Below are 24,033 nucleotides of genomic sequence, written 5' to 3'. Positions count from 1 at the left end.
TATTATAAACGACGCAATAGTTTATTATAAACGATGAGCGAGTTTATTATAAACGAAATTATAAAGAAATAAATGACAAGAAAATGGAAATAACAAGTGCAGAATTTGTGATTAGCAATACAGACGTGAAAAAATGTCCGGCAGGTATCTTCCCCGAATATGCCTTCATCGGCCGTTCCAACGTAGGAAAGTCAAGCCTTATCAATATGCTGACCGCCCGCAAAGGACTGGCAATGACCTCCGCTACCCCAGGAAAGACAATGCTAATCAACCACTTTCTTATTAACAAGAACTGGTATCTGGTCGACCTTCCGGGATATGGATACGCCCGTCGCGGACAGAAAGGAAAAGACCAGATACGTACCATAATCGAAGATTATATCTTGGAACGGGAACAGATGACAAACCTCTTTGTCTTGATAGACAGCCGTCTGGAGCCTCAGAATATAGACCTCGAATTTATGGAATGGCTGGGCGAGAACGGAATACCTTTTTCTATCATCTTCACCAAAGCCGACAAACTCAAAGGCGGCCGCCTGAAGATGAACGTCAACGCTTATTTGCGTGAGTTAAGTAAACAGTGGGAAGAACTTCCCCCCTACTTTATCTCCTCCTCGGAAAACCGCACAGGACGGACAGAAATTCTCAATTATATTGAAAACATAAACAAGGAAATCAATTACAAATGAAAAAGAACATTGTATCACTTGCCTTTATGGCAGTATTCTTGCTAATGGCCACTAACAGCCAGGCGCAGTCATGGAAAGACTTGTTAAATAAGGACAACATCTCGAAAGTAGTAAATGCTATCACTGGAACTCCTGAAACGATCGACATGACCGGAACATGGAACTACAAAGGTTCGGCAGTAGAATTTGAATCGGAGAACCTGTTGATGAAAGCAGGAGGCGCCGCAGCCGCTACCATGGCAGAAAACAAGCTCGATGAACAACTAAGCAAAGTAGGGATCAAGGCCGGACAGATGAATTTCACATTCAATGCCGACAGTACTTTCACAAGTACCGTAGGTAAAAAAACACTGAAAGGAACTTATTCTTATGACGCTTCCGCAAAACAGGTAGACCTGAAATTCTTGAAACTGCTGAATCTCCACGCGAAAGTAAATTGCAGCTCCAGCTCATTGGAATTATTGTTCAACTCGGACAAACTGCTCAAATTATTAGCGTTTATCGGAAGTAAAAGCAATAGTACCGCTTTGAAAACAGTCAGCTCACTGGCCGATAATTACGACGGAATGATGTTGGGGTTCGAGCTCTCTAAATAACAAAAGAGAGTCGTTTAATACTATTTCGCACTCCATAAAGTACATTTTAAGGAAAAAGCACTACCTTTGTCACTTGTAATCACTAAAAAGAAGGAAAAATGAAAAAGGTACTTTTTTTAATGACCTTATTAGTAATGGGAGTAAGTTTTGCATTTGCACAAACAAATGCCGACATTAAATTTGACAAAACAACCCATGATTTCGGTAAGTTTTCCGAAAACAGTCCGGTTGTCAGTTGCACATTCACCTTTACTAATATCGGTGACGCTCCTTTGGTAATTCATCAGGCAGTAGCCTCTTGCGGATGTACCGTACCTGAATATACGAAAGAACCTATCATGCCCGGAAAGAAAGGCACGATCAAGGTAACTTATAACGGAACAGGTAAATATCCGGGACATTTCAAGAAATCAATCACTCTGCGTACCAATGCCAAAACAGAAATGGTAAGGCTATATATCGAGGGCGACATGACGGCCAAAGATGTCAAATAAGAAAAAATAGGCGATAACATAAAGGAGAATCTTTCGGTTCTCCTTTTTTTTTGTTTACTTTGAGGACGAATATATAAAATTGACACATTAGCAAATTATAAAACTATGAAACAAGAAGAAGACAAGTTCACCGGGCTACCCGAGAACGCGTTCAGAGAGTTGAAACCGGGAGAAGTGTACAACCCGTTAATGGCTCCCTCAAAAAGTTATCCGGAAGTTAACATCTGGTCAGTAGCATGGGGTATCGCCATGGCAATCCTTTTCTCGGCTGCCGCCGCTTATCTGGGATTAAAAGTAGGTCAGGTGTTCGAAGCAGCTATCCCGATTGCAATTATTGCCGTAGGAGTTTCCGGAGCTGCCAAAAGAAAAAATGCTTTAGGAGAAAATGTTATTATCCAGTCAATAGGGGCTTGTTCCGGTGTAATCGTTGCCGGAGCTATCTTTACCCTCCCCGCCCTCTATATTCTTCAGGCTAAGTATCCCGAAATGACCGTCACCTTTATGCAGGTATTTATCAGTTCCCTGCTGGGCGGTGTATTGGGTATCCTGTTCCTGATTCCTTTCCGCAAATATTTCGTTAGCGACATGCATGGCAAATATCCTTTTCCGGAAGCCACTGCTACTACTCAGGTATTGATTTCGGGAGAAAAAGGCGGTAGTCAGGCTAAACCGTTGTTAATGGCAGGAATGATCGGCGGATTATATGACTTTATCGTAGCCACATTCGGTTGGTGGAACGAGAATTTCACGACTCGCGTATGCAGTGCCGGCGAGATGTTGGCGGAAAAAGCAAAACTCGTATTCAAGGTCAATACAGGTGCGGCAGTACTCGGTTTGGGATATATCGTCGGATTGAAATATGCTTCGATCATTTGTGCCGGTTCATTGGCTGTCTGGTGGATTATCATTCCGGGAATGTCTGCTATCTGGGGAGACAGCGTGCTGAATGCATGGAATCCGGAGATTACTTCTACGGTAGGCATGATGAGTCCGGAAGAAATATTCAAGTATTACGCCAAGAGTATCGGTATCGGTGGTATCGCTATGGCAGGTGTGATCGGCATTATCCGTTCCTGGGGAATCATCAAGAGTGCTGTCGGACTGGCTGCCAAAGAAATGGGTGGTAAAGGAAATGTAGAGAAAAACATTATCCGTACGCAACGGGATCTTTCGATGAAAATTATTGCGATTGGTTCTATCATCACACTGATACTGATTGTGTTATTTTTCTACTTCGATGTGATGCAGGGAAATCTGGTGCATACATTGGTAGCAATCGTTTTAGTGGCCGGCATTTCTTTCCTGTTTACTACGGTAGCCGCCAATGCAATCGCCATTGTAGGCACAAACCCGGTATCGGGAATGACACTGATGACATTGATTCTGGCTTCCGTAGTCATGGTAGCCGTTGGATTGCGAGGTCCTTCGGGAATGGTCGCTGCGTTAGTTATGGGTGGTGTGGTATGTACGGCACTATCCATGGCGGGAGGTTTTATCACTGACTTGAAGATCGGTTACTGGTTGGGAAGTACTCCTGCCAAACAGGAGACATGGAAATTCCTAGGGACAATCGTTTCTGCTGCAACCGTAGGCGGTGTAATGATTATCTTGAACAAGACATACGGATTCACAAGCGGCGCACTCGCTGCTCCACAGGCAAATGCAATGGCAGCAGTTATCGAACCGTTGATGAGCGGTGTTGGTGCTCCTTGGTTGTTATACGGTATCGGAGCTGTTTTAGCTATCATTTTGACTCTTTGTAAAATTCCTGCTTTAGCTTTCGCATTGGGTATGTTTATTCCTTTGGAATTGAACGTACCATTGGTTGTGGGTGGTGCTGTAAACTGGTATGTCACTTCCCGCAGCAAAGACGCAGCATTGAATACGGAAAGAGGAGAAAAAGGAACTCTGTTGGCGTCCGGTTTCATTGCCGGAGGTGCATTAATGGGGGTAATCAGTGCCGCTATGCGTTTCGGTGGCGTTAATCTGGTGAATGAAGCATGGTTGAACAATACTTGGTCCGAAGTGTTGGCATTAGGAGCATACGCTTTATTAATCCTCTATTTCATCAAAGCTTCAATGAAAGTTAAATAAGTAATATGCGGAGACTGCTATCTATCATAATATCGCTTATCACTGTTATGGCATTTGCACAACAGCCCGTTGAATCAACTTCAAACGAGTCTGACCCTATGCTAAGAATCGGAAAGTCTTACTTGGGGACCAGATACGTAGCCAACACGTTGGACCGGAACGAAGTAGAGCAACTGGTTATCAACACCAAAGAAGTAGATTGCCTGACCTTTGTAGAATATACACTGGCACAAGCACTCGGTTCTTCTTTTGCCGATAACTTGCAAAGGATACGTTACCGGGACGGTATCATCAATGGATACCCCTCCCGCCTGCATTATACTTCCGACTGGATTGATAATGGTCTCCGCAACGGTTTTCTGACTGACGTTACAGCCCGAAACAGTTCCCGTACTACGAAACTTTCTCTTTCATATATGTCCACGCATCCCAAACAATATAAAAAATTGGCTGATTCTCCGGAAAATGTAACACAAATGGCAGAATACGAGAAAGCATTATCCGGAAAAACTGTATCTTGGTTGCCGAAAAGCGAATTACCGGAAAACGGATTACCCTGGATTATGAACGGAGATATTATCGCTATCACTACGAAGCTTCCCGGACTGGACATAGCCCATGTGGGAATAGCCTATTACGTAAACGGAAAACTGCATCTGCTGCACGCTTCTTCCACGCTGGGAAAAGTGGTTGTCAGCGAGAAGCCTTTCAATCACATGTTGAACAATAATAAATCGTGGACAGGTATACGTGTTGTCCGAATGTCTCACTCTAAAAATAACTGATTATGAAACGACTTAAACATTTCCTTCTCGCCTCATGCTTGTTGCCCGGCTTTCTGGCTGCGCAAGGAGGCGCAAACGCCTACTTTCTGGAACTTGCTCCGGATGCCCAATCAGCAGGTATGGCCGGCACGGGATTAGCTATCACCGACAATGGAAGTACAGCTATCTTTCATAATGCTTCTACCATTGTTTTCTCACAAGAAGTAATGGGCGCAAGTTATTCGTACGCTGACATAAACAAAGATTACTCGATGCACAGCGCATCTGTTTTCTATAAAATCGGAAGAGAAGGGAATCATGGTTTCACAGTAGGTTTCCGTCATTTTAAGAATCCGAAGCAAAGACTGGACGGTGATCAGAACGATAACTTCCGCCCGCATATATGGGATCTGGAAGCCGGATATTTCAGTACTGTAGCCAAGAACCTGTCCTTGTCTCTTACATTCAGATATTTACAGGCTAAAGCTTGGAAGGATGCGGACACCAAAAACTCGGTTTGCCTTGACTTCGGAGCAACTTATCACCGCAATATGGCTCTTTTGGATGAAATGGCTTCCTGGAGCATCGGTTTCCAGGCTGCTAACTTAGGAAAAAAGATAGACGGTTACAAACTTCCCGCCAAACTAGGCCTGGGAGGTGCAATCGACCTGCCATTCAGCATGGAGAACCGTCTGCAAGTGGCACTCGACTTCAACTATCTGCTTCCTTCCGAAATCCGCCAACTTCAGGCAGGAATCGGCGCCGAATATAACTTCCTGAAATACGGGGTAGTCCGTGCAGGATACCACTTCGGAGATAAAGACAAGGGAGTAGGCAACTACGGAACACTTGGCTGCGGAATAAACTTCTGGCCGATCCGTGCCGACTTCTCCTACGCACTGGCAGACAAAGACTGTTTCATGCACCGTACTTGGCAGCTTGGCATTGGAATAGTATTCTAAGTTCACCCTCGAGGCGTTGCTTCACTTCGTCCATAGGCACATCGTGCTTCAACTCCTGACGCAGAGAAGTGACGCCTTTATCAATAAACCCGCAAGGATGAATGTAGCTGAAATAGCGCAAATCCGTATTCACATTCAGGGCCAGCCCGTGCATAGTGACATAATGACTACTCCTCACTCCTATCGCGCAAATCTTACGGGCACGAGACGTATTACCTTCCAGCCAGACACCCGTCGCTTTCTCCAGACGTCCCGCTTCAATGCCATAAGATGCGCAGACACGTATCACCGCTTCTTCCAACAGATGAACATATTCCTTCAATCCCAACCGGAACTCCTCCAGATTCAGAATCGGGTAGCAAACTAACTGTCCGGGACCATGATAAGTAATGTCTCCGCCCCGGTCAATATGGTAAAGCGTAGCATCAATAGCTTTTAGTTGTTCCTCACTCAACAACATATTATTTTCCTTTCCGCTACGTCCCAAAGTGTAGACGTGAGGATGTTCGCACATAATGATATGGTTCTCGTACGGTTCTCCTTCCGCTTTCGCACGGACTATCCCGTCGAACCATTCCGTCTGCCGTTGCCATGCCTCGGCATACGGTATCAAATTCCAATCGATAAAAACTGTTTTCATAAAAACAAAGGTAAGAAATAAAAAGAAAATGTGTACATTTGTTGGCCGAATATAACAAACACAACTATGAAAATGGATTTTCCACAGGTAGATTTACCTACTGAAGTATTAGCATGGACGAACGTCACGGAAGACATTCTGAATATTTATAAGCAATCTTGCCGATTGCAAGCCTGTATTGTAGCCATATGTACGGAGGGGTCGATGAAGGCATCGATTAACCTGCTTGATTATGAAATCCGTCCGAATGACCTGATTACATTACTGCCGGGAACAATCATCCAGTTTCGGGAAAGAACAGAAAAGGTATGTCTTTGTTTCGTCGGTTTCTCCGCTCATTGTACCGGACGGGTCAACTTGATGAAAAATATTGGAAACGCTTATCCTAAACTTTTAGAACAACCGGTGGTACCGCTTTCCGAAGATGTTGCCGGTTATCTGAAAGACTATTTCGCCTTATTATCCCGGGCCAGTTGCAATGAAAACTTCGATATGGACCCGGAACTGGTAGAATTGTCACTCCAGACTATTCTGACAAGTATTCGGCTGATATACCACAACTATCCCGGAGAAAACAGCAGCTCAAACCGCAAAAAAGAAATTTGCCGGGAACTGATCCAATCTATCACCGAGCATTACAAAGATGAACGCCGTGCGCAATTCTACGCCGATCAATTAGGAATCTCCCTCCAACACCTGAGTACCACGGTGAGGCAAGTAACGGGCAAAAGTGTATTGGATACCATTGCTTACATTGTTATCATGGACGCCAAAGCAAAACTGAAAGGGACCAATATGACTATACAAGAAATAGCCTATTCGCTGAACTTCCCCAGCGCCTCTTTCTTCGGCAAGTATTTCAGACGATATGTGGGAATGACACCATTGGAATTCAGAAACAGATAACTTCATAAAAAGGGAGTGGCTAAATGGAGGCTGGCTGAAAGTCGGGGTGGTAGGTAGATACACAATGCTGATAATAAATAATTTATGTATTCACCTACCACCTCCCCCTACGGGTACTCCTCCTTCCTGAAGGAGGAGAATTTTAGATACTATCGACTTTTTAGTCAGTCATTTCCCTGTTTGAAAGAAACCGGGCCAATAATCAAAGACTTCTTCTTCCCAGACTCAACGAATTAAGTACCACGCTCACACTGGAAAAGGCCATTGCCGCACTCGCCAGCATCGGGTTCAACAGCAAGCCGTTCAATGGGAACAGGACACCGGCAGCAATAGGAATACCAATCAAGTTATAGATAAACGCCCAGAAAAGGTTCTGATGAATCAACTTTACTGTTTGCTTCGATAACTGAAAGGCTTTAGGAAGCAACAACAGATCGGAAGTCATCAAGGTAACCATAGCTACATCCATAGCAATATCCGTCCCTTTCCCCATAGCGATACTGACGTCTGCCAGTGCCAGAGCTTGTGAGTCGTTAATGCCGTCACCTACCATTGCCACTTTCTTTCCCTGCAATTGCAGTTCACGTATAAATTCGGCCTTGTCGTCGGGCAAAGCGTCAGCTACAAAACGTTCGATTCCCAACCGGGAAGATACTGCCAACGCAGTACGTTGTCCGTCACCGGTAAGCATACAAATATCAATACCCTGACGTTTCAGTTCTTTCACCGCTTCGGCGGATGTTGCTTTAATAGGATCGGAAACCGCAATAATAGCCAACAGTTCGTTCTCGCAACCAAAGTAAATGATACCATTACCGTCCGATTCATAACGAACCAACATATCAGCCATTACATCGCTCACGATAGCACCGAAATCTTTCAGGAGTTTATGGCTACCTACCCAGTAAGTACGTCCCTGATAAGACACCTTGATTCCTTTCCCCGTAATACTTTCAAAGCTGTCCAGCGTAGCGGGTTTGATCTTCTCCTCCTCTTGGAGTGCAGCAACAATCGCACCCGCCAACGGATGTTCTGATTTCAGTTCCGCAGCCAGAAGCACATTTTTGAAATGTGGTTCCTGAGGCTGTGCCCATAACCAGCCGGTAGCGGTAGGATGCCCTTCGGTCAGTGTTCCGGTCTTATCCAATACCACTACATTTACTTTGCGCATCTGTTCCAAAGCAACTGCATCCTTGATCAAGATATGTTGTCCGGCAGCCTTACCGATACCCACCATTAATGCAGTAGGCGTAGCAAGTCCTAAAGCGCACGGACAGGCAATCACAAGAACAGACACAGCCGACATTATCCCATAAGACATATATTCGCTACCGCCGATAACAACCCAAAGGATAAATGTCAGAATAGCAATTCCCAGCACAACAGGGACAAAGATCCCTGTAATACGGTCGACAATACGCTGCACCGGAGCTTTACTTCCCTGAGCTTCCTGCACCATGTGAATGATACGGGCAAGCACTGTTTCACTACCCACCTGCGTGGCACTGATAATAAATGAACCACGCTGATTGATAGTTCCTGCCAGTACTTTATCACCTTTCTTCTTTTCCACAGGAATCGGCTCACCGCTAATCATACTTTCGTCCACATACGAATCACCCTCGGAGAGCTGACCGTCCACGGGAATCTGTTCTCCCGGACGAACGACTACCAAATCTCCTACTTGCAGTTGGTCTATCAATATTTCTTCTTCCACTCCGTTACGCAATACACGGGCTACTTTAGGTTGCATTCCCATTAACTTGCGAATCGCATTCGATGTATTTCCCTTGGCACGTTCTTCCATAAGTTTCCCGGTCAGGACGAAAGCTATAATTACCGCAGAGGCCTCATAATAAACATGAGGTTCCAGTCCGCGGGCATACCAGAACTCAGGGAAGAAAGTATTAAAGAGACTGAACAAGAAAGCAATGGACGTACTTAGCGCAACCAACGTATCCATATTGCTCCGTCCTATTTTTGCCTGTTTCCAGGCTCCCGTGTAAAAACCGCCGCCGAAAAGTACCAATACAGGAATAGTCAGTACCAACTGAATTTCATTAGAGTATGGCACATGCATCAATACCATTGAGAAAATAAGCAAAGGGACTACCAGAATCCACGCACCGATTACCTTCCGCTTCAGACGAAGATAACGCCTATGTTGTTCCTCCTCCTGACGTTCTTCTTTATGAACTTCCTCTACAATCAAGTCGTAACCTGCTGCAAGCACTGCCGCACGAATCTCCCCGGGAGCCAGTTTATCGCTCTCATAAGAAACGGTTAATGTATTGGTAGCAAAATTGACAGAAGCCTCTATGACCCCCGGCAACTTCCTGACTGTTCTTTCTACATTATTTGCACATCCCGCACAATGCATATTGAGCACGGGAAAATTCTTCTTTACCATATTATTATCTATATTTATAAGAGTTTCTCCCCAACCCTCTCCAAAAGAGAAAGCTGGGGAGAGACCACATTCTATTTATAAAACACGCAAATACGGATATTTGTTCAATTACTTCTTATCCGCTTTTTTATCGTCTTTCTTTGTTTCTTTTACAAATTCAGCTTCATAATTGAACTTCTTAAACCCTGCCTGCAAGTTCTTTACATTTGTTTTATCCGCGTCGTAAGTGATAGTGACGGTTTTGGTTTTCACCTCAGTCGACAAGTCCTTCAGCCCCTTCTCAAAGCGCATATTGTCCTTCACTTTCTTTTCACACTTTTCACAATGCATTTGAGCCACTTTGAACACTACGACACGAATATCTTTCGCCAATACGACAGTCACACCCAAAAGAGCCACCACGCAAGTGGCTATCCATCTTCTTGTTTTCATTTTTCTTATTAGTTTAAAATTCTATGATTCATTTTTGATACATTCTTCTTATTCACCGTTTCTTGCCAGATTGAAACGTATGCCGACATAGGCTTTTGCACCGTGCACAGGTCCCCAAATCATGGTAGAATCGAAATTATCTCCCCAAGGATTCGCTGCATCAATGATCGGGTTCTTCTGCTTGAAGTTCGTCAGATTCTCGCCTCCCACATAGATAGACCAGCGACGGAAATAACGAGTCACCTGCATACTAAGCTGTTCGAAGCTACCATAACGACGACTCCATGAGAGTTGCCCGTCCGCCAATTCGTAAGGAGCAGGCATTCTGCCCCCGCCATTAAGTTGCAAGGTCGCATCAAACTGCCAGATTCCCAACGGAGTCTGATAAGAAGCCGTCAACAATCCTTTATACTTGCCGGTTAGTGGTTTCTCCATTCGCTGACCTTTATAAGTAGTTTGTGCGTCCGTCAACCGATAGGCACCGGTCAGAGTGAAACCTTTGAAGAAAGGATAGCTTGCTTCCACCTGGAGTACGTGCGAATACGAACGTCCGTCCAGATTATAAAAAGCCACTTCATGAGGATTACTATCCATATCTACAACAACTTGCTTCCGGAAATCCGTATAATAATATTCTGCGTTGACATTCAGCGTCTTACCGAATACCGGAATATAAGTAGAAACACTGGCACCCAAGTTCCATGCTTCTTCCATATCCAGATTTTTCGCAATCTCCACCTTCCGGCTACTGGAAAGTAAGTAGTTGTTTTCTGCCAGCACATGATTTGTACGGTATCCCTTACCGGCAGAAAGCCGGAAGTGTACATAATCATTCGGATTATATTTAAGATGCGCGCGCGGAGTCACAAAGAAACCGTGTTTACTGCTATAATCTCCCCGAAGACCGGCCATTAACATCCATTGGTCATTCAGATTCAAGGTATATTGCACATACACACCGGGAACAGCCTCTTTATCAGAAGCTTTGAGAGGGGTATCCGCGTTATTATTCAAACGATAATGCTGATCGTATGCGTCATAGTTAAAGCTCAATCCTGCGGAGAAACTATTCTGCGGATTAAATTCCGTTTCAAACATCAGAGAAGCGTATGTATTAGTCTGGTCTACATTATACAATTTCCGTCCGTACATCGCATCCTGATTGTGCCAGGAAGTGGACAGAATCAAAGCTAGATTCGTATTCTTCTCCTTATCAAATATGTAAGCGTTTTTAGTGAACAGTTCGTAGCGTTCCGTGTCAATCCCGACCTTATACAGTTCACTGGAGTACATACCTCCATGCGTGGACTGTCCACTGCTACGAGTCTCGGAAAGAGCTTTGAAACCTGCCTGAAAAACATAATGGTCGCCCATATATGCCCAACGGTTCCAGACATTATACTGTTCTACCTGTGGAATATCCACAAATCCGTCATCATTGCCGTCATGTGCTTTTGTTTCATTTTCATAATGCGCCAATAACGAGGTACTCCACCGTTTGGAAAGTTTCAAAGTGGCATCAGCATTAGCTTCATAACGATTCGTGGTACTTGCAAAAAGGTTGGCAGATACCCAGTCGGCCTCAGGTAATTGCGGCTTTTTAAACTCCACATTGATCTGTCCCGTAATAGCTTCGTAGCCGTTCTTTACGGAAGAAATTCCTTTGGAAACCTGTATACTCTGCATCCAGGGACCGGGAACATACCCCAAGCCATAAGGGGCTGCAGCCCCACGATAGTTCGGGATGTTCTCCGTCAACATCTGCACATAAGTCCCCGACAAGCCTAACAATTTTATCTGTTTGGCTCCCGTTGCCGCATCCGAGTAACTCACATCCACCGAAGGATTTGTAACAAAACTCTCTCCCAAATTGCAACAAGCGGCCCTGCTCAACTCGGCACTGCTTATCATATCCTCGTTCATCACGCTGTTACGCAGCTTCATCGTTCCCAACTTACGGCTGACGACATTCACTTCTTTCAATTCCACTCCGTCCCGGAGGACAATCTCCAATTCCTGCTTTTTACTGTCAACGTGGATCGTATCATTCTGAAAGCCGATAAAGCTGACCACCAGTATATGGCTTTTCGAAGGCTTCGTAATAGAGAAGGTGCCGTCTACTTTTGTTGTTACTCCCTGTCCTGTATTCATCCAGAACACATTAGCTCCCGGAACAGGTTCTCCGGTACTATCTTTTACCGTCCCCCGTACTTGCGCATACATACCGGTGGCAAGCAACGAGAACAGTCCTAATATCATATATTTCATTCTTTAAGTAAGTTACTTTTGTGATACAAAATTAGCTTATAATCCTTGCAACTTAGTTGCAATCAAACCTACTTCACTTCCACTGTCAGAAGACGGCGGCAAGCAAAGTACTGAAAAAGAATAAAATAGTGGCTAAATAATATAGGTGGAATATAACGCCAACATCTGCCTTGAACAGATAGGTGGCGGCGAAGAAGGAATTATATATTCAACCGGCTTCTCCGTATACCCAATGTTCAGCAAATAGCAGAACTGCTCACAGAAAAGGTCAACCACCGGAGCTGCAACGGTCAGCTCGGTAGCATGGTTCATCAGGTTCAGCTTATAGATAGTAGCCGTGCAACCTTCGTTTTTACAATCTTTCTTTGAATCGCACGTATGAGATTTCTTACATTTGGGACAGCCCGTAGCACAGCAGGACTGTACTGTTTCACAACCGGCACAACAATAATGAACAATAGAAACTCCCGCCCCCGAATATATAATCAGGAGGGAAAGAAACATTGCAGTTATGTAGGCTAGTCTTTTCATATCCGGAGACAAAGATAGAAATAAAAACAGACTATACCAGCTGTTTCATTCAAAAAAGATAATAACCATAAAGCCTAAAGCTGCATTACAAGAAAAAACAGACAGAATATTTTTCCTTTTTTATTCGCAGGATTCGTTATTTTCATCTATATTTGTCGATAGTGAAAGATAGAACAATTGTAGAATTTATAGAAAAAACGAGTATGAAAAAACAATATGTCAGTCTGCTTGCGATTATACTTTCGGTAAGCGGCTTTTTGTTTTCTTGTCATGACAAGATGAACAAAAATACAGGTGCATTGCAATTCGACAGTATCCAAGTGAATGAAACGGCTCACTTGTTTAATGATACAGCCAAACCGGCATGTAACATTATCATTAACTTTGCTTATCCTGTCAAATCATCGGATGATATGCTGAAAGACAGTTTGAACGCTTATTTCATTTCTGCCTGCTTCGGCGACAAATATATCGGAGAAAAACCGGAGAATGTAGTAAAGCAATACACCGAAAATTACATCAGTGAGTATCGCCGTGACTTGGAACCTATGTATACAGAAGATGAAAAGGACAAAGAAGATGAATCTTCTATCGGTGCCTGGTATTCTTATTATAAGGGTATAGAGAGCCACGTGCAACTCTACGAGAAAGACTTGTTGGTATATCGCATCGACTACAACGAATATACCGGAGGTGCACACGGCATTTACATGACCACTTACCTGAATATGGACCTTACCCTGATGCGTCCCCTCCGCCTGGATGATATTTTTGTAGGAGATTATAAAGAGCCACTGACCGACCTGATCTGGAACCAGCTCATGGCTGACAACAAAGTGACCACTCACGAAGCTTTGGAAGACATGGGATATGCTTCTACCGGCGACATCACCCCGACAGAGAATTTCTATCTCAGCAGAGAGGGCGTCACGTTCTACTACAATGTATACGACATCACTCCATACTCCATGGGCCCCGTCAAAGTGACAATTCCATTCCCAATGTTGGAACATCTGTTAGGCAGCAACCCGATTTTGGGAGAGTTGAAAGATTAAAGCCCTATTTTCATTAAAAGAACGAACACCAATGAATATCCGGTTGTTATTGCCCCGTGTGATGCAGAAGGATATTCATTTTATATACATATTTTAAACTTATCATTCAAAACCAAAGAAGTGGAAATCATACTGAAATATTTTCCTGATCTGACGGAAGAGCAACGCAAACAGTTTGCTGCTCTATACGACCTCTACATCGACTGGAATTCAAAAATCAACGTTATCTCCCGCAAAGATATCGAGAATTTATACGAACATCACGTACTTCATTCGTTGGGTATTGCCAAAATCATCCAGTTCCGTCCCGGCACAAGCATTATGGACTTGGGTACGGGCGGAGGTTTCCCCGGCATTCCTCTGGCAATCTTGTTTCCGGAAACAAAATTTCATCTGGTTGACAGTATCGGCAAGAAAGTGCGCGTAGCAACCGAAGTAGCCAATGCAATCGGACTGAAAAACGTAACTTTCCGCCATGCCCGTGCCGAAGAAGAAAAACAACTGTTCGACTTTGTTGTCAGCCGTGCCGTAATGCCTCTGGCAGATCTGATTAAGATTATCAAAAAGAATATTTCTCCTAAACAGCAGAACGCATTGCCCAACGGATTGATCTGCCTCAAAGGCGGTGAGCTGGAACATGAGACAATGCCGTTCAAGCACAAAACTGTGATTCAAAGTCTGAGCGACAGTTTCGAGGAAGATTTCTTTGAAACAAAGAAGGTGGTATACGTTCCCATTTAACAGAATATCCGTTCTGATTTAATATAAATCATAGAGAACCATGAAAATAAAAAGATTTGAGTTTAATATGTTTCCCGTAAATTGCTACGTATTATGGGATGACACGAAAGAAGCAGTCGTGATTGACCCCGGCTGCTTTTACGAAGAGGAAAAGCAAGCCTTGAAGAAATTCATTCTTACCAACGAACTGAATGTAAAGCATTTGCTGAATACTCACTTACATCTGGACCATATCTTCGGCAATCCGTTCATGCTGAAAGAATTTGGTCTGTCGGCCGAAGCCAACAAGGCGGACGAATACTGGATTGATGAAGCGCCGAAACAAAGCCGTATGTTCGGATTCCAGTTGCAGGAGAAGCCGGTTCCGCTAGGCAAGTATCTGCACGACGGTGATAGTATCACTTTCGGACATACAACTCTGGAAGCGATACACGTGCCCGGTCATTCACCCGGCAGTCTGGTGTATTATTGTAAAGAAGACAACTGTATGTTCTCCGGCGATGTCCTGTTTCAAGGCAGTATCGGCCGTGCCGACCTCACAGGCGGTAACTTCGACGAGTTGATAGAGCATATTTGCAGCCGTCTTTTTGTCCTCCCCAACGAAACAGTCGTTTACCCGGGACACGGTGCCCCCACGACTATCGGAATGGAGAAAGCTGAGAACCCATTTTTTAGATAAAACAAAATCCTCCTATTAATATGAAAACCGATTTGTTAGCTAGCCGTCACATCGGCATCAATGAACAAGACACAACTGTAATGCTCCGCAAAATTGGTGTGGACTCGTTGGACGAACTAATTGAGAAAACCATTCCCGCCAATATCCGGCTGAAAGAGCCACTGGCATTAAACGCTCCCCTGACGGAATACGAATTTGGGAAACACATCGCTGAACTGGCAGGTAAGAACAAACTGTACACTACATACATTGGTATGGGTTGGTACAACACGATTACTCCGGCCGTTATCCAACGGAATGTGTTCGAAAATCCCGTATGGTATACGTCTTATACTCCTTATCAGACCGAAGTTTCGCAAGGACGCCTGGAAGCACTGATGAATTTCCAAACTGCCATATGCGACCTTACCGCCATGCCGCTTGCCAACTGCTCACTCTTGGACGAAGCGACTGCGGCTGCCGAAGCCGTAAGTATGATGTACGCCCTACGTTCCCGTGCGCAACAGAAAGCGGGTGCGAACGTAGTGTTTGTTGACGAAAATATTTTCCCTCAGACATTGGCGGTAATGACTACACGTGCCGTACCTCAAGGCATCGAGCTGCGTGTAGGTAAATATAAAGAATTTGAACCTTCACAGGAAGTATTTGCCTGCGTATTGCAATATCCCAATTCGAATGGCAGCGTAGAAGATTACACAGAGTTTACGGAAAAGGCTCATGCGGCAGATTGTAAAGTTGCCGTTGCCGCCGACATCCTAAGTCTTGCCTTGCTGACACCTCCGGGAGAATGGGAAGCGGACATCGTATTCGGAACAACACAACGCCTAGGCACACCGATGTTCTACGGCGGACCTTCGGCCGGCTACTTCGCCACACGGGATGAATACAAACGGAATATGCCAGGACGAATCATCGGCTGGTCTAAAGACAAATACGGTAAACTTTGTTACCGAATGGCTTTACAGACCCGCGAACAGCATATCAAACGCGAGAAGGCAACTTCAAATATCTGTACGGCACAGGCATTGCTGGCTACAATGGCAGGATTCTATGCCGTTTACCACGGTCAGGAAGGTATCACAACTATCGCTTCACGTATCCACAGTATCACCGTATTCCTTGATAAACAATTGAAGAAATTCGGATATACGCAAGTGAATGCACAATACTTCGATACCCTGCGCTTCGAACTGCCCGAACACGTTTCGGCACAGCAAATCCGTACGATAGCTCTTAGCAAGGAAGTAAATCTGCGTTATTTCGAAAACGGAAACGTAGGGTTCAGTATTGACGAAACGACTGATGTAGCAGCCGCCAATGTGTTGCTTTCTATCTTTGCCATTGCTGCGGGAAAAGATTATCAGAAGGTGGATGACATCCCTGAAAAAAGCAATATAGACAAGACTGTAAAACGTACCACGCCTTTCCTTACACACGAAGTATTCAACAAATATCATACGGAGACGGAGATGATGCGTTACATCAAACGTCTTGACCGCAAGGATATTTCGCTGGCCCAATCTATGATCTCCCTCGGTTCATGTACCATGAAACTGAATGCCGCTGCGGAAATGCTGCCTTTGAGCCGTCCCGAATTTATGGGTATGCATCCATTGGTTCCGGAAGACCAGGCAGAAGGGTATCGGGAATTGATTAATAATCTGAGTGAGGACTTGAAGATCATCACCGGTTTTGCCGGCGTAAGTTTGCAGCCAAATTCGGGAGCTGCCGGAGAATATACAGGCCTTCGTGTGATTCGTGCCTATCTCGAAAGCATTGGTCAGGGACACCGTAACAAGATATTGATTCCCGCTTCAGCTCACGGAACGAATCCGGCATCGGCAATACAGGCAGGGTTTATAACCGTCACCTGCGCATGCGACGAGCAAGGAAATGTAGACATGGACGACTTGCGTGCCAAAGCGGAAGAAAACAAAGAAGAACTGGCGGCACTGATGATTACATACCCTTCTACACACGGTATCTTCGAAACAGAAATAAAAGAAATCTGCCATATTATCCATGCTTGTGGAGCACAAGTATATATGGACGGTGCGAACATGAATGCACAAGTCGGGTTAACCAATCCGGGATTTATCGGTGCTGATGTCTGCCATTTGAACCTTCACAAAACGTTTGCTTCACCTCACGGTGGTGGTGGTCCGGGTGTGGGTCCTATCTGTGTGGCCGAGCATCTGGTACCTTTCCTTCCGGGACACGGAATCTTCGGTAATGCACAGAATCAGGTTTCCTCCGCTCCGTTCGGAAGTGCGGGAATCCTGCCGATCACTTACGGATACATCCGTATGATGGGTACAGAAGGACTGACTATGGCTACTAAAATCGCGATTCTAAATGCCAATTACCTGGCTGCTTGTCTGAAAGACACGTATGGGATCGTTTATCGCGGAGCGAATGGTTTCGTCGGGCACGAGATGATTCTGGAATGCCGCAAAGTGCACGAGGAAACGGGCATCTCCGAAAATGATATCGCAAAACGTCTCATGGATTATGGTTATCATGCTCCTACCCTCTCCTTCCCTGTGCATGGCACGCTGATGATTGAGCCAACCGAAAGCGAGAGTCTGGCAGAACTGGATAATTTCGTTGATGTCATGCTGAACATCTGGCAGGAAATTCAAGAAGTGAAGAACGGTGAAGCGGACAAAGACGACAACGTATTGATTAATGCTCCGCATCCCGAATACGAAATTGTAAGTGATCGCTGGGAGCACTCGTACACACGCGAAAAAGCAGCTTACCCGATAGAAAGTGTACGTGAGAATAAGTTCTGGATAAATGTGGCACGTGTAGACAATACACTGGGAGACCGGAAGTTATTGCCGACTCGCTACGGCACATTCGAATAAGAAGAAACGGCCACAGAGAAAATCATCACAAATAAAGTGATGAAAAACTAATAAAACAATCCCGGGGCTTACACTTGTTGTGCTCCGGGATTATCTCTATAAAGCCCGGACTCATCACCTTTCTTCCCAGGGCTAAACACACAAAAGTCCCGGGCATAATGGAAATATACCCGGGACTTATATATTCGGAAATGCCTACTTGACAATAGTTATCGTACCGTCTTTCACCTTTTTCTCTTTCATCGGGATTTTAGAATCAGCATATCCCAACGCTACACAACCGTAAACTTTATGATTTTCCGGAACGCCCAACGAAGTAATAAATGCACGTACCTCAGGATCGTCACACGTCGTCCCGAGCTGATTTATCCAACAAGAACCGATCCCCAGAGAATGAGCCGCAAGAAACATATTTTCGATAGCACAGGCGCAGTCCATACCCGCCCACCACTGAGTCGGCTCATTGGAAACGATAACCAAAGTAGGAGCATGATAATAGCAACAATACGTCTTGCTCTGCCCGCGTTCCTTCAAACGGGGTTCGTCGCTCTTGGCAAAAGATCCCTTGATACGTTCATTCAATTCGGTCAGTTTATCGGCATTCTGAATGGCAGTGAAATGCCATGTCTCCAGATGCATCCCGCTCGGTGCATAAGTAGCAGCCTCCAGAACAGCCTGCAAATCCTCTTCCGAGACCTGCTGACCGGTGTAAGCCCGTACACTTCGACGTGCTTTGATATTCTCTAAAATTTCATTTGTCTTCATACTATAATTTATTTACCGTTTAACCAAACCAATCTTTGCATTCAGCTTGAAATAATAAACTCCGTTCTCTTTCTCCAAAAAGCCATATTTATCTTTATCCAAAGAGCCCTTTTCCAAACGAGTATTTCGGAACAGGAAGTCTTCCATGACCTGCTTCTCCGATTTATGATAACAAAGTACTTCCCCGTTTCCACCTACCAGCAAAATGCCTTCAACAGCCGAATCCTGACCATTGTATATCTTTGCCGGACGCATCCCCAAGGCCAGAGCCATTAAGAATTGCTTTATTTTAAACTCATAGAAACAATGTTTGTTTATCAACTCATCTTTTATCTTCAGAGGATTCATCTGCTTGATTACTTCCGTCAATTCACTGATTCGGGAGATGCCGTCCAAATGCATAATACGAATCATCTCTGTCAGTACACGCGGAAAATGTAAATCAATCATCAGAAGATTACTGCGGAACACACGGTCGGCTACATCCGAATATTTGAGCACACCACCCAAACGCTCTATCAGCATCATTCGCTCGGATACTTCGTTGGGGGATTCGGGCAATGCATTAATCTTATTCACCGTAGGAGTAGCAAACTTGATTCCACTCTGCTCCAGTTTAAGATTTGCCGCACGCCCTCCGTCCAATAACGGATTCATGGCACTCAACCGCGAACGTACATTGAAACCTCTTACCGGAGCTTCCGGATGCCAAAAGGCAACCGAGAAATCTGTACGATCTTCTGTTTTTGCTTCCAAATCGAAGATACCGGCTTCGTCCAAAAATTCTTCCACTCCCTCCGGCGAGGTGACATCATTTTCCGAGGAGGATTTCACTGCCTGCAAAATCAGATCGGCAACAATACCGAAATCTTCACGCGGCATGGACTTAACACCCGTTTCTCCCTCAATACGGACTGATTCTTCTTCAATATAATACCGGCGCGTTCCGTCATGTTCTTCCCGTTGAATCATTGCAATAGGCCAGGACATTTCTCCTATTTTCGCTTCTGCCGTGCCTAATACAACTTTTCCGTCTGCCAACAGGCGGAAGAAAGTATAAAGTTCGCACCATTCTTTTTTTGTTGCTTCAAATGCCATATATCTTATGTTTCTTATTTACTGATTCAAGAGGATTACGTATCCATTCTCTCGGAGTAACCACAATATATCTGCCTGTCCAGCATCCGTCAAAATAAGAAGGATTGCCGACTTGTTTCTTAATCGGATAGCGAATATTCTCGCCTTTACTCCTCATCTCCGGCGAACGGCCGGGGTCATTCACCCACACATATTTATCATCAATGCCACGCAATACAATCCAATGTCCTCGTGGTCCGGGACGAAGTCCACGAGTTGCTCCTGTATACCTTACGTTTATCAACACGGGAATCCCACGGTCGATATAATCTTTCAGTATCCGGTAATCTTTCTGTTGGAAATGTTCCGCACTTATCATATTCTCATAATAACGGGTCAATGAATCTATTTCGAAAGAATAATATCCTCCCTGCCCTATCGATGTACGACGACGGAAGGGAGCGCGTTTCTTAAAAAAATAGTTCCTCTGATATTCAATCAGTTTCTTTTCCGCATCCGAAGAGGTTCGTTGCGCGTCTGCTGTCATGCCTTTGAAATAATCGAATACCATTAATGAGGATGCAAGCGAACAGTGTGTATAGGGACAACCTGTGATTTTCTGCGAATACCAGGGAACAGGTATGTCGTTTGGAGCAAATTTCAAGTTCTCCTGTGCCTGTGTTTCAATGCCAACCAACACAAGAGAAGCCCAAAACAAGCTGAAAAGTATATTATATCTGTTCCTCATAAACATATTTTTCTTATTTATATTCTATCTCACTTCCACCAACAATCTCTATCAAAACTCTCCTCCTTCGGGAAAGGAGGAGTCTCCGTAGGGAGAGGTGATAGGTAAATGTCTCAATCAGTCTTCCTCAAGAATCCGTGCCGTTTCCACTTTCTCCAGCCGTGCACGCAGTTTCGGCATCATGGAAGAACGGATGCGCAATGTCATACTGCAATCCATATCATACGACTGCCGAAGAATCTCCGGTTCTTCTTCCTTGACAATACGCATCACATCATTCATAAAAGGATACTCAAACATGATTGTCACTTCCTCGTCCACCGTTTTCTCGATGACCGTAGCAGCAGCTATTGCTTCGGCAGCAGCAGCTTTATAGGCAACAATCAGTCCGTTTGTCCCCAACTTGATTCCTCCGAAGTAACGGACTACGATAATCAGGATGTCTGTCAGTTCATTGGAGTTTATCTGTCCGAGAATAGGCTTGCCCGCCGTTCCGGAAGGCTCTCCATTATCATTGGCACGGAAATCTTTGCGAGCGGCTCCCAGCATATAGGCATAGCATACGTGCCGTGCATCATAATACTTCTTCTGATACGTTTCAAGATGAGCTTTTATCTCATCGAGAGTACGCACAGGCAGGGCGATAGCAATAAACTTGCTCCGCTTTTCTGTATAAATACCTTCGGAAGGTTCGGCAATGGTTTTGTAAGTATCTTCAGCAGTCATGTTGCAAAGATACGGGTTTACACGGAAATTTCAATTTATCGTTTGGAAATATTAAGCGATCAGACAATTGACGAGATACGTTCGGGATGATACAAACAAGCGGTCGTTTTACTACAAACGAACGGTTGATTCTTTATAAAGAAGCGGTCGATCCGTTATAATCTACCGTATGATTGTAACAAATCGACCGCTCTATTTTATAAAATGATACTTGTCTTATTCCAATTTATGGATAACCAGTCCCGAACGAAGTTTCGGTTCGAACCAAGTTGTCTTTGGAGGCATGATGTTACCTGTATCGGCAATATCCATTAATTGCTTCATAGACACGGGATAAAGAGCTAATGCCACTTTCATCTCACCACTGTCTACACGTTTCTTGAGTTCTCCCAAACCACGGATACCTCCTACAAAGTCGATACGTTTGTCGGAGCGTAAATCTTTGATGCCTAAGATTTCATCCAAAATCAAGTTGGAGGATATAGTCACATCAAGCACACCGATCGGATCGTTATCATTGTATGTACCTGCTTTAGCAGTCAAACTATACCATTTTCCTCCAAGATAAAGAGAGAAATTATGCAAACCGGAAGATTTGTAAATATCCGCCCCCTTTTCCTCAACAATGAAGTTCTTGTTCAAGGCGCCAAGGAATTGTTCGGGAGTTAATCCATTGAGGTCTTTTACCACACGGTTGTAGTCAATGATAGTCAACTGATTGGCAGGAAAACAAACTGCCATGAAATAGTTATATTCTTCATCTCCCTTATGGTTCGGATTCTGCTTTGCCTTTTCAGCACCTACCAATGCAGCGGCAGCAGAACGATGATGTCCGTCGGCAATATAAAGAGCTGGCATTTTAGCAAATTCGGTGGTGATAGCCGCAATGTCTTCACTCTGGTCAATAATCCAAAAAGTATGTCCGAAACCGTCACCCGGAGCGATAAAGTCATAGACGGGCTTTTCCAAAGTATATTTCTTGATGATAACATCCAGTTTATCATTATCGGGATAAGCAAAGAATACGGGTTCGATATTCGCATTGTTCACACGAACATGCTTCATACGGTCTTCCTCCTTGTCGCGACGGGTAAGTTCGTGTTTCTTAATAACACCATTCATATAATCGGGAACATACGCACCGACTACCAATCCGTACTGCGTCTTACCGTTCATTGTCTGCGCATAGATATAATAGTTTTCCTTGCTATCCTGCACCAACCAGCCTTTATCCTGAAACAGTTGGAAATTCTCGGCCGCCTTGCTGTAAACACATTCATCATGTTCGTCCGTACCAACAGGGAAATCTATTTCAGGTTTAATAATATGATAAAGGGATTTTTCATTACCTTCCGCTTCTGCGCGGGCTTCTTCTGAGTTCAATACATCATAAGGACGTGAAGCAACCTGTTCAACCAGGTTCTGCGGAGGACGAATGCCCTTGAAAGGTTTAATTATTGCCATGATATTAGTATTTTATATGTAAAAAATTAGAGCCACAGACTTATATAAAATCTGTGGCTCAAATATACTACTTATTTCTAAAAAAGACGTTCTGCGACAGATTGTTTTTAATCAGATTATAACTATGTTATCCTGAAAATCCGCCTTCCTCATTCTGAATATTATTTGTTTACTCTAAACTTCTCACAACCGTCTTTCAGAAAACCGACAATCTGTTGAGCTGCAGCAATACCAGCATTGATATTTGCTTCGGCAGTCTGTGCACCCATTTTCTTCGGTGTTGAGAAATAACGTCCGGCAAACTTTTCTACAAATTCAGCGTTAGCAGCAGGCATAATGTCCGTAATGTATTTGAAGTCTGCACGGTCTTCCATTAATTTGATAAGTTCTGCTTCATTAATTACTTCCTTACGGGCAGTATTCACTAGCATAGCACCTTTCGGCATGTCTTTCAGCAAAGCATAGTTGATAGAGTTCTTTGTTTCGGCAGTTGCCGGGATGTGCAGAGAAACAAACTGGCAAGTCTTGTAAAGTTCTGCAGCAGAATCAAGCGCTTTCACTCCGTCTTTCTCGATTACTTCTTTCGGGCAGAATGCATCGTATGCATAAACTTCCATTCCGAAGCCTTTAGCAACACGGGCTACATTGCGACCTACGTTTCCGTAAGCATGGATACCCAATTTCTTGCCCATTAATTCCGTACCGGAAGTACCGTTATAGAAGTTACGGACAGCATAAACCATCATACCCAAAGCCAGTTCGGCAACAGCATTAGAGTTCTGTCCCGGAGTATTCATCACACAAACGTCGTGAGCAGTAGCGGAAGCCAAGTCAACATTATCATATCCTGCACCGGCACGAACCACAATCTTCAACTCTTTCGCAGCATCCAACACTTCTGCATCAATAATATCACTACGGATAATAATCGCATTAGCATCTTTCACTGCATCCAACAACTGAGCCTTATCTGTATATTTTTCAAGCAAAACAAGCTCATATCCGGCCGCTTCAATTTCTTTACGGATACCGTCTACTGCAATCTTTGCAAACGGTTTTTCAGTAGCTACAAGTACTTTCATAATCAAATTCTGTTTATAAAAACTCACCACAGATTACTCA

At 44.3% G+C, this 24,033-nt stretch carries 22 protein-coding genes; 11 read left to right on the top strand and 11 right to left on the bottom strand.

The window, feature by feature from the left end; translation table 11 throughout:
- Window positions 1-83: 83 nt before the first annotated feature.
- The 6 genes from yihA (at window position 84) to CGC64_RS11715 (ending at window position 5,599) form a co-directional block, all read left to right on the top strand.
- Window positions 84-689 carry a ribosome biogenesis GTP-binding protein YihA/YsxC gene (gene yihA / locus CGC64_RS11740; protein ID WP_005676302.1) on the top strand — a complete coding sequence of 202 codons (606 nt, stop codon included), beginning with the start codon at window positions 84-86 and terminating at the stop codon, window positions 687-689.
- Window positions 686-1,285: a DUF4923 family protein gene (locus CGC64_RS11735; protein ID WP_005676304.1), complete on the top strand. Its 600-nt coding sequence runs from the start codon at window positions 686-688 to the stop codon at window positions 1,283-1,285. Before yihA ends, CGC64_RS11735 begins: the two co-directional genes overlap by 4 nt.
- A 98-nt stretch (window positions 1,286-1,383) precedes the next feature.
- Complete coding sequence (locus CGC64_RS11730; RefSeq protein ID WP_005676305.1) at window positions 1,384-1,779, top strand: DUF1573 domain-containing protein; 396 nt, start codon at window positions 1,384-1,386, stop codon at window positions 1,777-1,779.
- Between the two features lie 105 nt (window positions 1,780-1,884).
- Complete coding sequence (locus CGC64_RS11725) at window positions 1,885-3,873, top strand: OPT family oligopeptide transporter (RefSeq protein WP_005676306.1); 1,989 nt, start codon at window positions 1,885-1,887, stop codon at window positions 3,871-3,873.
- Window positions 3,874-3,878: 5 nt separating this feature from the next.
- Window positions 3,879-4,658 carry an N-acetylmuramoyl-L-alanine amidase-like domain-containing protein gene (locus tag CGC64_RS11720; RefSeq protein WP_005680735.1) on the top strand — a complete coding sequence of 260 codons (780 nt, stop codon included), beginning with the start codon at window positions 3,879-3,881 and terminating at the stop codon, window positions 4,656-4,658.
- Window positions 4,659-4,660: 2 nt separating this feature from the next.
- A complete protein-coding gene (locus tag CGC64_RS11715) occupies window positions 4,661-5,599 on the top strand; it encodes a PorV/PorQ family protein (RefSeq protein WP_005676308.1) in 939 nt (312 codons plus the stop codon).
- Here the strand turns inward: CGC64_RS11715 and lipB are convergent.
- A complete protein-coding gene (gene lipB / locus CGC64_RS11710; RefSeq protein WP_005676309.1) occupies window positions 5,556-6,239 on the bottom strand; it encodes a lipoyl(octanoyl) transferase LipB in 684 nt (227 codons plus the stop codon). The genes CGC64_RS11715 and lipB overlap by 44 nt on opposite strands.
- A 66-nt stretch (window positions 6,240-6,305) precedes the next feature.
- Here lipB and CGC64_RS11705 point away from each other — a divergent pair, with 66 nt between their 5' ends.
- Window positions 6,306-7,145 (top strand): helix-turn-helix domain-containing protein, encoded by an 840-nt coding sequence (locus CGC64_RS11705; protein ID WP_005676310.1) that lies wholly within the window; start codon window positions 6,306-6,308, stop codon window positions 7,143-7,145.
- Between the two features lie 202 nt (window positions 7,146-7,347).
- Here the strand turns inward: CGC64_RS11705 and CGC64_RS11700 are convergent, their stop codons facing one another.
- The 4 genes from CGC64_RS11700 to CGC64_RS11685 all read right to left on the bottom strand — a co-directional run bounded on the left by CGC64_RS11700 (window position 7,348) and on the right by CGC64_RS11685 (window position 12,786).
- Window positions 7,348-9,555: a heavy metal translocating P-type ATPase gene (locus tag CGC64_RS11700; RefSeq protein WP_005676312.1), complete on the bottom strand. Its 2,208-nt coding sequence runs from the start codon at window positions 9,553-9,555 to the stop codon at window positions 7,348-7,350.
- A 108-nt stretch (window positions 9,556-9,663) separates the two neighbouring features.
- Window positions 9,664-9,987 (bottom strand): heavy-metal-associated domain-containing protein, encoded by a 324-nt coding sequence (locus tag CGC64_RS11695; protein WP_005676313.1) that lies wholly within the window; start codon window positions 9,985-9,987, stop codon window positions 9,664-9,666.
- Between the two features lie 48 nt (window positions 9,988-10,035).
- A complete protein-coding gene (locus CGC64_RS11690) occupies window positions 10,036-12,255 on the bottom strand; it encodes a TonB-dependent receptor (protein ID WP_005676314.1) in 2,220 nt (739 codons plus the stop codon).
- A 132-nt stretch (window positions 12,256-12,387) separates the two neighbouring features.
- Complete coding sequence (locus CGC64_RS11685) at window positions 12,388-12,786, bottom strand: hypothetical protein (RefSeq protein WP_032838059.1); 399 nt, start codon at window positions 12,784-12,786, stop codon at window positions 12,388-12,390.
- A gap of 203 nt (window positions 12,787-12,989) precedes the next feature.
- On the opposite strand from CGC64_RS11685, the gene CGC64_RS11680 reads away from it, so the two are divergent.
- The 4 genes from CGC64_RS11680 (at window position 12,990) to gcvP (ending at window position 18,131) form a co-directional block, all read left to right on the top strand.
- Complete coding sequence (locus CGC64_RS11680; RefSeq protein ID WP_005676317.1) at window positions 12,990-13,841, top strand: RsiV family protein; 852 nt, start codon at window positions 12,990-12,992, stop codon at window positions 13,839-13,841.
- A 120-nt stretch (window positions 13,842-13,961) separates the two neighbouring features.
- Window positions 13,962-14,582: a 16S rRNA (guanine(527)-N(7))-methyltransferase RsmG gene (rsmG, locus tag CGC64_RS11675; RefSeq protein WP_005680725.1), complete on the top strand. Its 621-nt coding sequence runs from the start codon at window positions 13,962-13,964 to the stop codon at window positions 14,580-14,582.
- 40 nt (window positions 14,583-14,622) lie between these two features.
- On the top strand, window positions 14,623-15,261 hold the full coding sequence (locus CGC64_RS11670; RefSeq protein WP_005676320.1) for an MBL fold metallo-hydrolase: 639 nt from the start codon (window positions 14,623-14,625) through the stop codon (window positions 15,259-15,261).
- Between the two features lie 20 nt (window positions 15,262-15,281).
- On the top strand, window positions 15,282-18,131 hold the full coding sequence (gene gcvP / locus CGC64_RS11665; RefSeq protein WP_005676321.1) for an aminomethyl-transferring glycine dehydrogenase: 2,850 nt from the start codon (window positions 15,282-15,284) through the stop codon (window positions 18,129-18,131).
- A gap of 195 nt (window positions 18,132-18,326) precedes the next feature.
- Here the strand turns inward: gcvP and CGC64_RS11660 are convergent, their stop codons facing one another.
- The 6 genes from CGC64_RS11660 to CGC64_RS11635 form a co-directional block, all read right to left on the bottom strand.
- The gene (locus tag CGC64_RS11660) at window positions 18,327-18,896 is read right to left on the bottom strand and encodes a nitroreductase family protein (protein ID WP_005676322.1); all 570 of its coding nucleotides are present in this window, start codon (window positions 18,894-18,896) and stop codon (window positions 18,327-18,329) included.
- Between the two features lie 12 nt (window positions 18,897-18,908).
- Entirely contained in the window at window positions 18,909-19,994 is a 1,086-nt protein-coding gene (locus CGC64_RS11655) for an HpaII family restriction endonuclease (protein WP_005676323.1), read from the bottom strand.
- Window positions 19,984-20,721 carry a C39 family peptidase gene (locus tag CGC64_RS11650; protein ID WP_171028046.1) on the bottom strand — a complete coding sequence of 246 codons (738 nt, stop codon included), beginning with the start codon at window positions 20,719-20,721 and terminating at the stop codon, window positions 19,984-19,986. The genes CGC64_RS11655 and CGC64_RS11650 overlap by 11 nt, the downstream gene beginning before the upstream one ends.
- A gap of 117 nt (window positions 20,722-20,838) precedes the next feature.
- On the bottom strand, window positions 20,839-21,447 hold the full coding sequence (locus CGC64_RS11645) for an IMPACT family protein (protein WP_005676327.1): 609 nt from the start codon (window positions 21,445-21,447) through the stop codon (window positions 20,839-20,841).
- Between the two features lie 216 nt (window positions 21,448-21,663).
- The gene (locus CGC64_RS11640) at window positions 21,664-22,911 is read right to left on the bottom strand and encodes a DUF1015 domain-containing protein (RefSeq protein WP_005676328.1); all 1,248 of its coding nucleotides are present in this window, start codon (window positions 22,909-22,911) and stop codon (window positions 21,664-21,666) included.
- Window positions 22,912-23,072: 161 nt separating this feature from the next.
- Window positions 23,073-23,993 carry an NAD(P)-dependent oxidoreductase gene (locus CGC64_RS11635; protein ID WP_005676329.1) on the bottom strand — a complete coding sequence of 307 codons (921 nt, stop codon included), beginning with the start codon at window positions 23,991-23,993 and terminating at the stop codon, window positions 23,073-23,075.
- Window positions 23,994-24,033: the final 40 nt, after the last annotated feature.

It is taken from the genome of Bacteroides caccae, from assembly GCF_002222615.2.
Lineage (GTDB): Bacteria > Bacteroidota > Bacteroidia > Bacteroidales > Bacteroidaceae > Bacteroides > Bacteroides caccae.
This window is presented reverse-complemented; position numbering and strand designations above follow the sequence as displayed.

What these genes read in the sequence shown, in the direction of transcription:
- yihA (WP_005676302.1), top strand. Translation starts at nt 84, where the DNA reads ATGGAAATAACAAGTGCAGAATTTGTGATTAGCAATACAGACGTGAAA.
- CGC64_RS11735 (WP_005676304.1), top strand. Translation starts at nt 686, where the DNA reads ATGAAAAAGAACATTGTATCACTTGCCTTTATGGCAGTATTCTTGCTA.
- CGC64_RS11730 (WP_005676305.1), top strand. Translation starts at nt 1,384, where the DNA reads ATGAAAAAGGTACTTTTTTTAATGACCTTATTAGTAATGGGAGTAAGT.
- CGC64_RS11725 (WP_005676306.1), top strand. Translation starts at nt 1,885, where the DNA reads ATGAAACAAGAAGAAGACAAGTTCACCGGGCTACCCGAGAACGCGTTC.
- CGC64_RS11720 (WP_005680735.1), top strand. Translation starts at nt 3,879, where the DNA reads ATGCGGAGACTGCTATCTATCATAATATCGCTTATCACTGTTATGGCA.
- CGC64_RS11715 (WP_005676308.1), top strand. Translation starts at nt 4,661, where the DNA reads ATGAAACGACTTAAACATTTCCTTCTCGCCTCATGCTTGTTGCCCGGC.
- lipB (WP_005676309.1), bottom strand. Translation starts at nt 6,239, where the DNA reads ATGAAAACAGTTTTTATCGATTGGAATTTGATACCGTATGCCGAGGCA.
- CGC64_RS11705 (WP_005676310.1), top strand. Translation starts at nt 6,306, where the DNA reads ATGAAAATGGATTTTCCACAGGTAGATTTACCTACTGAAGTATTAGCA.
- CGC64_RS11700 (WP_005676312.1), bottom strand. Translation starts at nt 9,555, where the DNA reads ATGGTAAAGAAGAATTTTCCCGTGCTCAATATGCATTGTGCGGGATGT.
- CGC64_RS11695 (WP_005676313.1), bottom strand. Translation starts at nt 9,987, where the DNA reads ATGAAAACAAGAAGATGGATAGCCACTTGCGTGGTGGCTCTTTTGGGT.
- CGC64_RS11690 (WP_005676314.1), bottom strand. Translation starts at nt 12,255, where the DNA reads ATGAAATATATGATATTAGGACTGTTCTCGTTGCTTGCCACCGGTATG.
- CGC64_RS11685 (WP_032838059.1), bottom strand. Translation starts at nt 12,786, where the DNA reads ATGAAAAGACTAGCCTACATAACTGCAATGTTTCTTTCCCTCCTGATT.
- CGC64_RS11680 (WP_005676317.1), top strand. Translation starts at nt 12,990, where the DNA reads ATGAAAAAACAATATGTCAGTCTGCTTGCGATTATACTTTCGGTAAGC.
- CGC64_RS11670 (WP_005676320.1), top strand. Translation starts at nt 14,623, where the DNA reads ATGAAAATAAAAAGATTTGAGTTTAATATGTTTCCCGTAAATTGCTAC.
- gcvP (WP_005676321.1), top strand. Translation starts at nt 15,282, where the DNA reads ATGAAAACCGATTTGTTAGCTAGCCGTCACATCGGCATCAATGAACAA.
- CGC64_RS11660 (WP_005676322.1), bottom strand. Translation starts at nt 18,896, where the DNA reads ATGAAGACAAATGAAATTTTAGAGAATATCAAAGCACGTCGAAGTGTA.
- CGC64_RS11655 (WP_005676323.1), bottom strand. Translation starts at nt 19,994, where the DNA reads ATGGCATTTGAAGCAACAAAAAAAGAATGGTGCGAACTTTATACTTTC.
- CGC64_RS11650 (WP_171028046.1), bottom strand. Translation starts at nt 20,721, where the DNA reads ATGAGGAACAGATATAATATACTTTTCAGCTTGTTTTGGGCTTCTCTT.
- CGC64_RS11645 (WP_005676327.1), bottom strand. Translation starts at nt 21,447, where the DNA reads ATGACTGCTGAAGATACTTACAAAACCATTGCCGAACCTTCCGAAGGT.
- CGC64_RS11640 (WP_005676328.1), bottom strand. Translation starts at nt 22,911, where the DNA reads ATGGCAATAATTAAACCTTTCAAGGGCATTCGTCCTCCGCAGAACCTG.
- CGC64_RS11635 (WP_005676329.1), bottom strand. Translation starts at nt 23,993, where the DNA reads ATGAAAGTACTTGTAGCTACTGAAAAACCGTTTGCAAAGATTGCAGTA.